The organism is Morganella sp. Je.2.23, from assembly GCF_051129855.1.
Classification (GTDB): domain Bacteria; phylum Pseudomonadota; class Gammaproteobacteria; order Enterobacterales; family Enterobacteriaceae; genus Morganella; species Morganella sibonii.
The window spans coordinates 1,287,900-1,301,471 of the sequence record NZ_JBCPSQ010000001.1; the positions used below are offsets into that span (position 1 = coordinate 1,287,900).

The 13,572-nt window shown below is 50.6% G+C and carries 15 protein-coding genes; 6 read left to right on the forward strand and 9 right to left on the reverse strand.

The window, feature by feature from the left end; genetic code table 11:
• Positions 1-204 precede the first annotated feature (204 nt).
• From AAZR23_RS06190 to AAZR23_RS06205, 4 genes are all read left to right on the forward strand, one after another.
• Positions 205-744 carry a septation protein A gene (locus tag AAZR23_RS06190; RefSeq protein WP_046893445.1) on the forward strand — a complete coding sequence of 180 codons (540 nt, stop codon included), beginning with the start codon at positions 205-207 and terminating at the stop codon, positions 742-744.
• Positions 745-813: 69 nt separating this feature from the next.
• The gene (gene yciA, locus AAZR23_RS06195) at positions 814-1,254 is read left to right on the forward strand and encodes an acyl-CoA thioester hydrolase YciA (protein WP_434691330.1); all 441 of its coding nucleotides are present in this window, start codon (positions 814-816) and stop codon (positions 1,252-1,254) included.
• 135 nt (positions 1,255-1,389) lie between these two features.
• Complete coding sequence (gene dbpA, locus AAZR23_RS06200; protein WP_046893447.1) at positions 1,390-2,763, forward strand: ATP-dependent RNA helicase DbpA; 1,374 nt, start codon at positions 1,390-1,392, stop codon at positions 2,761-2,763.
• 128 nt (positions 2,764-2,891) lie between these two features.
• Positions 2,892-3,674, forward strand: a complete 783-nt coding sequence (locus tag AAZR23_RS06205; protein WP_166707939.1) for a hypothetical protein — start codon at positions 2,892-2,894, stop codon at positions 3,672-3,674.
• A 55-nt stretch (positions 3,675-3,729) separates the two neighbouring features.
• Here the strand turns inward: AAZR23_RS06205 and AAZR23_RS06210 are convergent, their stop codons facing one another.
• Together AAZR23_RS06210 and AAZR23_RS06215 are read right to left on the reverse strand one after the other, a co-directional pair.
• Positions 3,730-4,464 (reverse strand): TonB family protein, encoded by a 735-nt coding sequence (locus AAZR23_RS06210; RefSeq protein ID WP_166707940.1) that lies wholly within the window; start codon positions 4,462-4,464, stop codon positions 3,730-3,732.
• 118 nt (positions 4,465-4,582) lie between these two features.
• Positions 4,583-4,762, reverse strand: coding sequence for a YciY family protein (locus tag AAZR23_RS06215; RefSeq protein ID WP_046893450.1), 180 nt, complete (start codon positions 4,760-4,762; stop codon positions 4,583-4,585).
• A 254-nt stretch (positions 4,763-5,016) separates the two neighbouring features.
• On the opposite strand from AAZR23_RS06215, the gene cls reads away from it, so the two are divergent.
• Positions 5,017-6,477 carry a cardiolipin synthase gene (gene cls, locus AAZR23_RS06220; protein ID WP_046893451.1) on the forward strand — a complete coding sequence of 487 codons (1,461 nt, stop codon included), beginning with the start codon at positions 5,017-5,019 and terminating at the stop codon, positions 6,475-6,477.
• Between the two features lie 68 nt (positions 6,478-6,545).
• Complete coding sequence (locus AAZR23_RS06225) at positions 6,546-6,878, forward strand: HI1450 family dsDNA-mimic protein (RefSeq protein WP_046893452.1); 333 nt, start codon at positions 6,546-6,548, stop codon at positions 6,876-6,878.
• A 20-nt stretch (positions 6,879-6,898) separates the two neighbouring features.
• Here AAZR23_RS06225 and AAZR23_RS06230 read toward each other — a convergent pair whose 3' ends face one another.
• From AAZR23_RS06230 to oppA, 7 genes are all read right to left on the reverse strand, one after another.
• Complete coding sequence (locus tag AAZR23_RS06230) at positions 6,899-7,456, reverse strand: helix-turn-helix transcriptional regulator (RefSeq protein WP_434691335.1); 558 nt, start codon at positions 7,454-7,456, stop codon at positions 6,899-6,901.
• Positions 7,457-7,483: 27 nt separating this feature from the next.
• Positions 7,484-7,708: a hypothetical protein gene (locus AAZR23_RS06235; RefSeq protein WP_046893454.1), complete on the reverse strand. Its 225-nt coding sequence runs from the start codon at positions 7,706-7,708 to the stop codon at positions 7,484-7,486.
• A gap of 231 nt (positions 7,709-7,939) precedes the next feature.
• Positions 7,940-8,938 (reverse strand): murein tripeptide/oligopeptide ABC transporter ATP binding protein OppF, encoded by a 999-nt coding sequence (gene oppF / locus AAZR23_RS06240; RefSeq protein ID WP_046893455.1) that lies wholly within the window; start codon positions 8,936-8,938, stop codon positions 7,940-7,942.
• Complete coding sequence (locus AAZR23_RS06245; RefSeq protein ID WP_112549576.1) at positions 8,938-9,912, reverse strand: ABC transporter ATP-binding protein; 975 nt, start codon at positions 9,910-9,912, stop codon at positions 8,938-8,940. Before AAZR23_RS06245 ends, oppF begins: the two co-directional genes overlap by 1 nt.
• 11 nt (positions 9,913-9,923) lie before the next feature.
• Entirely contained in the window at positions 9,924-10,832 is a 909-nt protein-coding gene (gene oppC / locus AAZR23_RS06250) for an oligopeptide ABC transporter permease OppC (RefSeq protein WP_046893457.1), read from the reverse strand.
• Between the two features lie 14 nt (positions 10,833-10,846).
• Positions 10,847-11,767 (reverse strand): oligopeptide ABC transporter permease OppB, encoded by a 921-nt coding sequence (gene oppB, locus AAZR23_RS06255; protein WP_107680240.1) that lies wholly within the window; start codon positions 11,765-11,767, stop codon positions 10,847-10,849.
• Between the two features lie 78 nt (positions 11,768-11,845).
• Complete coding sequence (oppA, locus tag AAZR23_RS06260) at positions 11,846-13,486, reverse strand: oligopeptide ABC transporter substrate-binding protein OppA (RefSeq protein ID WP_046893612.1); 1,641 nt, start codon at positions 13,484-13,486, stop codon at positions 11,846-11,848.
• Positions 13,487-13,572: the final 86 nt, after the last annotated feature.

Below are 13,572 nucleotides of genomic sequence, written 5' to 3' on the forward strand. Positions count from 1 at the left end.
AAAAATATCGTATTAAGATGTACAATTTAATTTTACTGCTAATAGTTAAACTGATTTATAACCGAACGCGGATAAAGAAGATAGTCAGACCGCGTCTTATGGTAAAATATTGCAAAATCAATTGTAATATATTTTTTTTCTTTAAAAATAAGCGACTGGATGCCACGTGCTTAAAATAAATTTAAATTTCGGACAGACTCAATTATGAAGCAACTACTCGACTTTATCCCGCTGGTTATCTTTTTTGCCATATATAAAACCGTGGATATCTATTACGCCTCCGGTGCCTTAATTGCCGCCTCAGCGGTGGCGCTGGCTGTGCGCTGGTTCATGTATAAACATCTGGAGAAATCTGCCGTTATCACCTTTGTGATTGTGGCTGTCTTCGGCACACTGACCATCGTGTTCCATGATCCGCAGTTTATCAAATGGAAAGTGACGATTATTTATGCGTTGTTTGCCCTCGTTTTACTGGGCGGTCAGTTTATCTTCGGTAAGCCGCTGATTCAGAAGATGCTGGGCAAAGAGCTGACGCTCCCGCCACAGGTCTGGCAGCGTCTGAATCTGGCCTGGGCACTCTTCTTTATCGTCTGTGCGGCGGTGAATGTGTATGTCGCCTTCTGGTTATCGATGGATACCTGGATGAACTTCAAAGTCTTTGGTCTGACCGCTGTAACACTGGTATTTACCGTTGCCAGTGTGGTATATATTTACCGTCATCTGCCACGGGAAGAAGAAAAATAATAAAATCAACCGGATATCGGTTTGTTTCCGCCGGTATCCTTTTTCGTTAAACGGATGTAAGTGTTTCTCATGACTCAACAACAATGTTTACCCAACGGGGAACTGGTGCTGCGCACCTTAACCATGCCGACAGACACCAATGCCAACGGGGATATCTTCGGCGGCTGGCTGATGTCGCAGATGGATATCGGCGGCGCTATTCTGGCCAAAGAGATAGCACTCGGACGCGTGGTGACAGTCCGCGTCGACGGCATTACCTTCCTGCGCTCTGTGGCTGTCGGTGATGTGGTCTGCTGTTATGCGCGCTGCCTGAAAACCGGTAATTCATCCATGACGGTAAAAGTCGAGGTCTGGGTGAAAAAAGTCGCCACTGACCCTATCGGTGACCGTTACCGCGCAACAGAAGCTGTCTTCAGTTATGTTGCGGTGGATGCGGAAAACCGTCCCCGCCCGCTGCCTGACGGAAAACGTTATTTTCAGTTAGATAGTAGTAACAGTGATTTAAAATAACACCTTTCATACCGGCCACTCTTCTGAGTGGCCGTTTTGTCTGCCGGATAAAGCGCAGGTTCCCCGCGACACCGGCGCCCGGTAATAGTATCATTGCCGGAAATCTCTCTTAATATTTAATCCGGAATTTTCATCGTGACCTCATTTGCTGAACTTAATGCACTTCCCGCAGAACAAATTACCAACCTGAATGAACTGGGTTATCTGACCATGACGCCCGTTCAGGCCGCCGCATTACCGGCTATTCTGGCGGGGAAAGATGTCCGTGCGCAGGCCAGAACCGGCAGCGGGAAAACGGCTGCATTCGGTCTGGGGCTGTTACAGCATATCGATGCCGGACAATTTATGACTCAGGCACTGGTTCTGTGTCCGACCCGCGAACTCGCGGACCAGGTCGCCGGTGAGTTACGCCGTCTGGCCCGTTATCTGCCGAATGTCAAAATTCTGACTTTATGCGGCGGCGTACCGTTCGGTGCCCAGCGCGATTCCCTGATCCACCCGCCGCACATCATTGTGGCTACTCCCGGCCGTCTGATTGACCATCTGAACAAAGATACCCTGCACCTTGATGCTGTCCGCACACTGGTGCTGGATGAAGCGGATCGTATGCTGGATATGGGATTCTCTGACGATATCGCCGACATTCTCTCCCGGACACCGGAAGAACGTCAGACACTGCTGTTTTCCGCCACCTGGCCGGATGAAATCGCCGCTGTCAGCCGCCGTTTTCAGCGCGACCCGCAAACTATTGAAACCGACAGCACGGATGAACTGCCTGCCGTTGAACAGCAATTTTATGAAGTGTCGCGCCGCGGCAAAACTGAGCTGTTACAAAAATTACTGAGCCGTGAACAGCCGGCCTCCTGCGTGGTGTTCTGTAACACCAAAAAAGATTGTCAGGATGTATTTGAAGCCCTTGAAAGCAGCGGACAGAGTGTTCTGGTGCTGCACGGTGATATGGAGCAGCGCGAACGCGATCAGACCTTAATCCGCTTTGCCAACGGCAGCAGCCGTGTGCTTGTCGCCACGGATGTGGCCTCCCGCGGGCTGGATATCAAAGCGCTGGAGCTGGTGATCAACTACGAACTGGCATGGGACCCGGAAGTGCATATCCACCGCATCGGCCGTACTGCCCGTGCCGGTGAAAGCGGGCTGGCAATCAGTCTGTGCGCACCGGAAGAAGCCGTCCGTGCGAATGCACTGGAAGAAATGCTGCATATGAAACTGAACTGGCAGCCGATCCCGGCCGGTCTGCGGATCACTCCGCTGGATGCGGCAATGGCAACATTGTGTATCGACGGCGGCAAAAAAGCCAAAATCCGTCCGGGGGATATTCTCGGCGCGATGACCGGTGATATGGGGCTGAACGGCGAAGATATCGGCAAAATCGTGATCCACCCGATGCATGCTTATGTCGCGGTACGTCAGGGTATTGCACAGCAGGCACGCAAACTGCTTCAGCAGGGTAAAATCAAAGGTAAGGCTGTCAGAGTCAGACTGCTGAAATAATCAGAAAGGACCGCATTTCCCGTCAGCGGATGATATAACGGTTTTGTATCCGGCCGGCCTTTTCAGGCCGGCTTTATTCCACCTGTATCTCAGCTTTCTGCTGAGTTTTTCTGTTAAAGGGTCTCTGTATGGCTGCGCTGTTTAATGCTTTAGTCTCTGATTCCGTTATTTTATTTGTTGTTATTTTTATTTTATCTGTCGGTTCGGCTTATGCCGGAAAATACCTGTTCAGAAAACGTCACGGAAAAACTGAATTAGCGGATGATGAAACCAAAATTGTTCTCGGCGCCGTATTATCTCTGCTGGGTTTATTAATCGGCTTTTTACTGACGATTTCTATCGGCGGCTATAATAACCGCGAACAAATGGAAGAAAACGAAGCTATTGCCATCGGTAATGCATTCCAGCGGGCACAATTACTGTCTCCGGAAAATACACTGCGTGCCAATACCCTGCTTGGCACGTATATTGATGCCCGTATCGATTTCTTTAACGGCGGATCGCAGGCAAAAAATGAAAAATGGCGGGATATCTCCCTCGATGCACAGTCTTCTCTCTGGGAACTCGCTGCATCTCAAGCCCGCACCACACCAAATCCGGTGATTGCCTCTGTGCTGACCGCTTTCAGTGATCTCTATGTTTCCGAAGAGAAAACCATGGCCAGCTGGCGTTATCAGATTCCGGGTGCCGCCTGGGTATTACTGATTTTATTTGCGGTCAGTGCCAATGTGCTGATCGGGTATAATATCCGCGGGTTACGCGGCAATAATATTATGATTTTAATCCTGCCGCTGCTGACAACCATGGCATTGTTTATGATTGCGGAAATTGATATTCCGGGTGAAGGGGTTATACATGTTGTACCGGATAACCTGATAAATTTACGCAGCGATATTTTCCCGGCAAAATAAAGCTGAAACAAAAAACCCGGCATCTTTCAGGTGCCGGGTTTTCTTTTTTATCAGATCACTGAATGGTGGTCTTGCCGTCGATCCGGAAAATAATGGTTGTCGTCATACCTTTCTTAGGTTTTTTCTCGTAACGCCATTTACGCATTGCGTTACGGACTTCACGTTCAAACATATTTTTCGGTGATGCTTCGATAATATCGATATTCTCAATACGACCATCGGTATCAACATCAAATCTGACCCGTACCTTCCCTTCTTTACCCAGGCTGCGTGCCCGTGCCGGATAAACCGGATCAGCACGGCTTAACGCTTTCGGATCACCACCGCCAATATCACTTTGTCCGGCAGAAGCCACATTTCCCACGGGACCTGCAGGGGCTTTTTTCTCGTTCTGCTGACCATCCGGCGTACCACTGAACAGAGGCTTATCGGATACCGGTGCTTTGGTTTCTGCCGGTTTTACGGCAGGTTTCTCAATTTTTTTCTCTTTTTTCGGTTTTGGTTTTGGTTTTTTCTCAACCGGTTTCTTTTCCACCGGTTTTTCAATAACCGGCTTCACTACCGGTTCAGGCTCCGGCTCCGGCTCTGGTTCAGGCTCGGGCTCGGGTTCCGGCTGAGGTTCAGCCACAGCAGCTGCCGGTGCAGGCGCAAAAGCCGCCATCTCCACCATCAGTACTTTCGGCTCATCCTCAGCTTCCTTATTTATGTTGTAGTAAATCGCCGCAGCCACAGAAGCGTGCAGACAAAGTGAAATGAGAATCGGCCAGCTGACCCAGCGAAAAATAGACATATCAATACAATCTTATAAGCAACTAATAATGACAATGGTCACTAGTGTAAATGCAAATAGCAATCAGTTTCAATAAGAAAGATGCAACCATTGTCACTTATCGTGCTGATGGTCACTCTTAGTGGCTTAATCCGGTCTGAGCAAACAACAGCGAACGGCGCTGTCTCGCGATATCCAGCTTACGCAGGGCGAAAATCCGGATATTCCGCCGTGACTGACTTTCCAGCCAGCGACGACGACGACGGGTTGCCTGCCGTAACATACGCCAACGTGCAACTTCCGGTCTGCTGTGTCTCATAACTAAACCCTTTTTAGACTGTGTGAAAAAAATAAGCTAATAATAAGGGCGATTATTATAAACTGCCTGACACAATAACCAACCGCTTTCCCGCAATATCCGCAAACATTGCCGGAAAAAAGGGGTTAAACTGACTTAAATCACAAATATAGCAGCATTACAGAAAGCTTTCTGATACATTTTCCGGTGGAGTATCAATCAGATTCTGTGCCTGTCTTGTCTGCGAACCTTATTTTTAGGGAAAGATAATACCTATGTCGACCTTTTATACGCTGTTATATTGGCTGAGTATTCTTTTCTACTGGCTGCTGGTGGCCGGTATCTCTGTCCGCGTGATGTATAAACGCCGCCCGGTGACATCGACCATGACCTGGTTACTGATCATTTATATCCTGCCCTTTATCGGGATAATCGCTTATCTCGCCTTTGGTGAACTGCACCTCGGCCGCCGCCGCGTTGAGCAGGCAAAAGGCATGTGGCCGTCTGTTTCCGGCTGGGTAGAAAATCTGCGCCGGTCAAAACATATTTTTGCCACCGAAAACAGTACTCAGGCTGCCCCGCTGTTTCAGCTGATCGAACATCGTCAGGGTATACCGGGGGTAAAAGGTAACCAGATTCAGCTGTTTACCACCTGTGAAGATTCATTACGCCAGATTGTAAAAGATATCGATAATGCAAAACACAGCATTGATATGGTGTTTTACATCTGGAAACCCGGCGGTGACGTGGACAATGTCACCAATGCCCTGCTCGCCGCCGCAAAACGGGGCGTAAAATGCCGGATTATGGTTGATTCCGCCGGCAGCTGGCACTTCTTCCGCCATGATTATCCGAAAATGATGCGGGACGCCGGGATCGAGTTTGTCGAAGCACTGCCGGTGAATGTTCTGCGTTTTGCTCTGCGCCGGATGGATTTGCGCCAGCACCGGAAAATTATCACTATTGATAACTATATTTCATACACCGGCAGTATGAATATGGTCGATCCGCGTTACTTTAAGCAGGATGCCGGTGTCGGTGAGTGGGTTGATATTCTTGTCCGTATGGAAGGCCCTGTGACCACTCTGTTCGGCATTATCTATGCACTTGACTGGGAAATGGAACGCGGCGAACGCCGGTTACCGCCTCCGCCTGATGATATTGAAATGCCGTTTGAAAAAGACAGCGGCCATACTGTGAATATTGTCGCCTCCGGCCCGGGTTTCCCCGAAGAACTAATTCAGCAATCTCTGATGACGGCCATTTTCGCCGCACAGGAGCGTCTGACCTTCACCACACCGTATTTTGTACCGAGTGATGACCTGATGCACGCTATCTGTACCGCTGCCATGCGGGGCGTACGTGTCGCCATTGTGATGCCGCGTCTCAATGACTCGTTCCTCGTCCGCTGGGCAAGCCGCGCGTTTTATACCGAACTGCTGGAAGCTGGTGTGGAAATCTATCTGTTCGAAGATGGCCTGCTGCACACGAAAAGTGTTCTTGTGGATGACCAGCTCAGTATGGTCGGCTCCGTAAACCTGGATATGCGCAGCCTGTGGCTGAACTTTGAAATCACCGCCGTTATCGACGATGAAAGTTTTGCCGGTGACCTGAATATTGTCCAGAATGACTATATTTCGCGCGCTACCCGCCTCGATTATACCGAATGGGAAAAACGCCCGCTGACAAACCGGATACTCGAGCGGTTATGTTATTTCTTCAGTCCGCTGCTGTGATAAACTGCTCCCTTTATCATCCCCGCCGGTATAACACGGCGGGGGATCACCGGAATATAATCTGACTTATGAGTACCTCTCAGCCCCGCCTCCTCAGCGAACAGGAAACCATTGAAATGGCCTATGACCTGTTTCTGGAGCAGGCAATGGATAACCTTGATCCGGCAGACGTTCTGCTGTTCAACCTTCAGTTTGAAGAGATCGGCGGCGCCGAAATTGTTCCGGCCGGTAATGACTGGTCAGAATTCGCACCGTTTCTGGCACAAAATCCGGCATGTGCCGAAGTGGTTATCGGCCTGGCACCCGATGAGAATGCAGACATCGACCAGATTTTTGCCAGAGTACTGATTTCCCGTCATTTTACCGGTTCACCGGAGTACGCAGTCCGCTGGCGGGAATAAATTCCCTGCCGGTCAGTCTGTCAGCAGCGGCATTTTTCCCGTCTTGCAATCAGTGATCGTGTAATAACCTCAATTTCGGCAGGATCTTCCGCGGCTCCTGCCCGTAATGCCACATTCCATTTACTGATCACTTTTGCATTTTCTGCCAGCTCAGAGTACGTATCCAGCCGCCCCTGTGCTGTCAGCCAGGCAGCAACCGCCGCCCAGTCCCATAACGGGGATTGTCCGCGCAACCGCTGTACCGGTCCCGGGAAGGTTCCCGGGCCGCGTGCGCCATCCTTAAGTAAGGCGATTGCCTGACGTGACATGCCGGTCAGTTCTGCAATATCACTCAGGCCGACAACCGCTGAATCCACTGATTCCACCCGTGCATTCACACCGGCTGATTCCGCATCCTCCACGGCAGTACGGATAGCGTAATCCAGTGACGGCGCTTCCCGGTCAAACTCAAGATAGACTGATTTACCGTAAAAACAGAGTAAGGCATCATCACAACCGCTTTCAAACAAGGCATCTTCCAGATTTTCTGTATCCGCCGTCACTCCGGAAAGCGTCAGTGTAAAATTATACAGTGCCATCGTTTTCCCCTTTCCTTCTGCCTGTTTTCACTGACAGGCATCCACTTTTCGTCTGATTTGCTTTGCATGGTTTTCCGGATTCCGCGGCGTTGACCAGACACTCATCTGATGCTGCCGGTGTTCATCATACGGTGACCCGCACCGTAACCGGCAAAATGCATGAGAGGAATTCCCCGGAGCAATCCACATCCATCCCTGCAACAACGCATATTCAATCGCAGACTGAATATGTTTATCCGGGTGTTTTTTCATTTCCTGCACCTACTGTAGTTCATGCGTTGACAGACGTCAACGTTGTATTATCGTTTTACCGAAAAAACCGGGCTGCTTTTAAATAACGGAACCGGCAGACGGTTTGCAATATCCGGAAACGGGCTGCTTCAGATTTTGCGGCTGGGATGGAAAACCAGGATGTGATGATGAAAAAAAAGCGCCCTTACCGGGCGCTTTGTCGTAAAAATACGATTAACAGATTGACTGCATTTACAGCGGATCAACCTTCAGGCAGGAGACCGCATGGCGGAAACTACCTTCCAGAAGCGGACGGGTTCTTGCACATTCGCTGTCCGCCAGCGGGCAGCGGGTGCGGAAGACACAACCGGACGGCGGGTTGATCGGCGACGGCAGTTCCCCTTCCAGCAGCTGAATCGTTTTATTCTGCTCTTTATCCGGGTCAGGAACCGGTACCGCAGACATCAGCGCTTTGGTGTACGGATGCAGCGGGTTGTGATACACCTCATCATAGGTGCCGAGTTCCACCGCATGACCGAGGTACATCACCAGCACACGGTCAGAAATGTGTTTCACCACAGCCAGGTCGTGAGCGATAAAAATAAGGGACAACCCCATCTCCCGCTGTAATTCTTTCAGCAGGTTCACCACCTGAGCCTGGATAGACACATCCAGCGCTGAAACCGGTTCATCACAGATAACCAGTTTCGGTTCCAGGATCAGCGCGCGGGCGATCCCGATACGCTGACACTGCCCGCCGGAAAACTCATGCGGATAGCGGTTCACCAGGTTCGGCAGCAGCCCGACTTTCATCATCATGGCTTTAACTTTGTCTGCCACTTCCGTCTTGCTCATTGACGGGTAGTATGTCCGCAGCGGCTCCGCAATAATATCACCGATAGTCATACGCGGATTGAGTGACGCCAGCGGATCCTGGAAAATCATCTGGATATCATTACGGACATTGTGCCAGTCTTTTTCGCTCATCCCGCTGAGGTTTTTACCCAGCCAGGTTACCCGCCCGGCGGTGGATTTCACCAGGCCGATAATGGCACGCGCAAAGGTGGATTTTCCGCAGCCGGATTCCCCGACCACCCCGAGCGTTTCCCCCTCATAGAGGCGGACAGTCACACCATCCACCGCTTTCAGGCTTTTGGCCGGTTGCCAGAACCACTGTTTATTATCTCTGATGGAAAAATGGACTTTTAAATCTTCAATTTCCAGCAAAACCGGACGTTCTGAATGTGTCATTACGCCAACTCCTCCGCAGTTCTGAAGCAGGCACGCAAACGGCCCTGAGAAAATGCCTGTAACGGCGGTTCATTCCGCACACATTCATCAGTCGCATACTGACAGCGCGGACGGAACGGACACCCGGCAGGGAGACGCAGCAGGTTAGGCGGATTACCCGGAATAGTGGCAAGCTCACTGTCCTCCGGTCCGTCAAGACGCGGAACGGCTCTGAGCAACCCGATAGAATACGGATGCGACGGATGATAAAACACATCGCGGGCAGTACCGTATTCCATCGTGCGCCCGGCATACATCACCAGTACCTTGTCACAGATACCGGCCACCACACCGAGGTCATGGGTGATCATAATAATTGCGGTATTGAATTCGCTCTTCAGCTCATTCAGCAGCGTCATGATTTGCGCCTGCACCGTCACATCCAGCGCAGTGGTCGGTTCATCGGCAATCAGCAGTTTCGGTTTACACAGCAGCGCCATCGCAATCATCACGCGCTGACGCATCCCGCCGGAGAACTCATGCGGATACATATTCATCCGTTTACGGGCTTCCGGCATTTTCACCGCGTCCAGCATCCGGACGGATTCCTCAAAGGCATCATGCGCACTCAGGCCTTTATGCAGCATCAGCACTTCTGTCAGCTGTTTGCTGACTTTCATGTACGGATTGAGCGACGTCATCGGATCCTGGAAGATCATGGAAATCTCTTCGGCCCGCATTTTGTTCAGTGCTTTTTCTTTCAGATTGAGAATTTCACGCCCGTTAAATACCGCAGAGCCGCTGACCACACCATTGCGCGCCAGCAGTCCCATCAGTGCAAACGCTGTCTGTGACTTACCGGAGCCGGATTCACCGACAATCCCGAGTGTCTCACCTGCGGACAGCGAAAAGTTTAGTTTGTTCACGGCAGTGACATCGCCGTCCGGCGTTTTGAATGTCACGTTCAGGTCGTTAACCTGTAATAACTGAGTCATTGGCGGCCTCCTCAGCGATCTTTCGGGTCAAGGGCATCACGCAGCCCGTCACCGATAAAGTTGAAACAAAACAGAGTTACCACCAGGAATGCTGCCGGGAACATCAGTAACCAGGGCGAAACTTCCATTGAGTTAGCACCGTCATTGAGCAGTGCGCCCCAGCTGCTTAACGGCTCCTGTGTACCCAGCCCGAGGAAGCTGAGGAAGGATTCAAACAGGATCATACTCGGCACCAGCAGTGAGGCGTAAACCACCACCACACCCAGCACGTTCGGGACAATATGGCGCAGAATGATATTGCGTGTCGGCACACCACACACTTTCGCCGCCTCAATAAATTCTTTACTCTTCAGGCTCAGGGTCTGGCCGCGTACAATACGCGCCATATCCAGCCAGGAAACCATACCGATAGCCACAAAGATCAGAAAAATATTCTGACCAAAGAAGGTAACCAGCAGGATAACAAAGAACATAAACGGGAAGGAGTTGAGGATTTCCAGCACGCGCATCATGACAGAGTCGGTTTTGCCGCCCACATAGCCCGACATCGCGCCGTACAGTGTTCCCACCAGTACCGCCACCAGCGCGGCTGCCAGTCCCACCATCAGCGAGATACGGCCGCCGATAGCCACACGCACCAGCAGATCACGGCCGGAGGAATCGGTACCAAAATAGTGTCCGCTCTCCATATCCGGTGCCGCGGACATCATGCCCCAGTCGGTATCGTCATAGGCGAACTCTGACAGCACAGGCATAAAAATGACAAACAGGGTAATTAAAAATAACAGACACAGACTGGTGATCGCGGCTTTGTTATGCATAAAGCGGCGGCGGGCATCCGCCCACAGGCTGCGTCCTTCGACATCAAGCTGCTCCGTAAAATTTTCCAGAGCTTCGCGGTTTTTTTCATTCGGTAACATAGCGTGCTCCGGGACTAATAACGGATTTTCGGATCGATAACGGCATACAGCACATCAACGATACAGTTAAAGGCGATGGTCAGTGCACCGACCAGGATGGTCAGGCTCAGTACCAGGGAGTAATCCCGGTTCAGCGCGCCGTTGACAAATAACTGCCCCACGCCCGGCAAACCGAAAATCGTCTCAATCACCATCGAACCCGTGATAATCCCCACGAACGCCGGTCCCATATAGGAAACCACCGGTAACAGTGCCGGGCGCAGCGCATGCCGCCAGACAATCTTACGCATCGGCAATCCTTTGGCCCGCGCGGTGCGGATAAAGTTGGAGTGCATCACCTCAATCATTGAGCTGCGCATAATACGCGAGATACTGGCAATATACGCCAGTGACAGTGCGACCATCGGCAGAATAATATTGCTGAGCTGCCCGCCGTTCCAGCCGCCGCCCGGCAGCCAGTGCAGATGGATGGCAAAGACAAGGACCAGCAGCGGCGCCACCACAAAGCTGGGGATAACCACCCCGGTCATGGCAAAGCCCATGACGGTATAGTCCCATTTGGTATTCTGATTCAGTGCGGCTATCACACCGGCACTGACCCCCACAATCAGTGCCAGCACAAAGGCTGCCAGCCCGAGTTTTGCAGAGACCGGAAACGCAGACGCCACCAGGTCATTAACCGAGTAATCTTTATATTTAAAGGAAGGCCCGAAGTCCCCTTTTGATAACTGAACTAAATAATCAAAATACTGAACATGAATCGGATCATTAAGATGGTATTTGGCTTCAATATTCGCCATCACTTCCGGCGGCAATTTACGCTCACCGGTAAATGGGCTGCCCGGAGCCAGACGCATCATAAAGAAAGATATCGTAATTAACACAAAAAGCGTCGGGATCGCCTCGAGTATACGGCGAAGAATAAACTTAAACATTGCCCGTTCCTATACAGTACCCGCTCCCGGGGTACACACTACACAGGCCGCCCTTCGCAGGGCGGCCAACCGTCGGTATTATTTTTTAATCATATATAAGTTTTTGGTGTGGAAGTGATCCAGCGGATCTTTTCCGGTATAGCCACCCACGTACGGTTTCACTAAACGGGTACTGACATAGTAATAGACAGGCACGATGGCAGAGTCTTTATCCAGCTGAGCTTCCGCCTGCTGGTAGATCTGCGCACGTTCCGCATCGGTTTTCACCTGAAGGGATTGTTTCATCAGCTTATCAAACTCCGCACTCTTATAATGCGGTGTGTTGGTGCTGCTGTAAGAGAGAACCATATTCAGGAATGAAGACGGTTCGTTATAATCCGCACACCATGCGGCACGGGCAACATCATAGGTTCCCTGATGACGGGTATCGAGGAACGTTTTCCACTCCTGGTTAACCAGCTGAACTTCCGCACCGAGGTTTTTCTTCCAGATAGATGATGCGGCGATCGCCATTTTCTTATGCAGATCAGACGTGTTATACAGCAGATTGAATTTCAGCGGATTATCTTTATTAAACCCGGCTTCTTCCAGCAGTTTGCGTGCTTTTTCGTTACGCTGATCCTGTGTCATATTCGCGAACCACTCAGGCTCTTTGGCTGACATGCCATCCGCAAACGGTGGTGTGAAACCAAATGCCGGGGTATCCCCCTGTGCTTTGACTTTATTCACCATGATGTCGCGGTCAAGACTCAGTTTCAGGGCTTCACGGACTTTCGGGTTATCAAACGGCGCTTTATCGTTATTAATTTCGTAGTAATAGGTACACATATACGGCGAAATACGCAGTTCGTCCGGGATTTCTTTTTTCAGTTTCTGGAACAGTTCAATCGGCAGGTTGTTATAGGTCATGTCGATTTCACCGCTGCGGTAGCGGTTAACATCGGTAACTTCGGACGAAATCGGCAGGAAACGGACATTATTGATAACCGTTTTTTCGTTATCCCAGTATTTCGGGTTACGGGTCAGTTCAATTTTTTCGTTCACTACCCAGTCTTTCAGAGTGTATGCGCCGTTACTGACATAATTGCCGGGCTGCGTCCATTTATCACCGAACTTTTCAACAGTGGCCGGATGCACCGGAGACATGGAGTTATGTGCCAGCAGTTTCGGAATATACGGGACTTCTTCGGAGAGCGTCAGCTCAAGGGTTTTATCATCCAGCGCTTTGATGCCCAGTTCTTCCGGTTTTTTCTTCCCGGCAATAACATCATCAATATTGACCACGTGTGCATACTGGAGATAACTGGCATACGGTGAGGCGGTATTCGGATCAGCCAGGCGGCGCCAGCTGTAGACGAAATCCTGTGCGGTGACCGGATCGCCGTTGGACCACTTCGCATCCTCGCGGATTTTGAACGTCCAGACTTTAAAATCTTTATTTTCCCAGGAAATTGCTGAGCCCGGCAGAATTTCACCACTTGGCCCTTCCAGGGTAATACCTTCCATCAGGTCACGGATAATATTGGCTTCCGGCACCCCTTCCACTTTATGCGGATCAAGGGACTGCGGCTCAGAGCCGTTATTCCGGATGAAATCCTGCTTTTCTGCCAGCTGAACACCGGCCGGTACATCCGCAGCAAACGCCTGTGTACCAATACCCATCCCCATCGCTGCAACCACACTGAGTGCCAGCAGTGTTTTTTTCGTTGAATTAACCATCTTACATAAACTCCCCATTGACGAATGTGTTTTGCGTTTGTTGCATTTTTATCCGGTGCTTTTCGTTTTATCTTCCGCACCTTCAT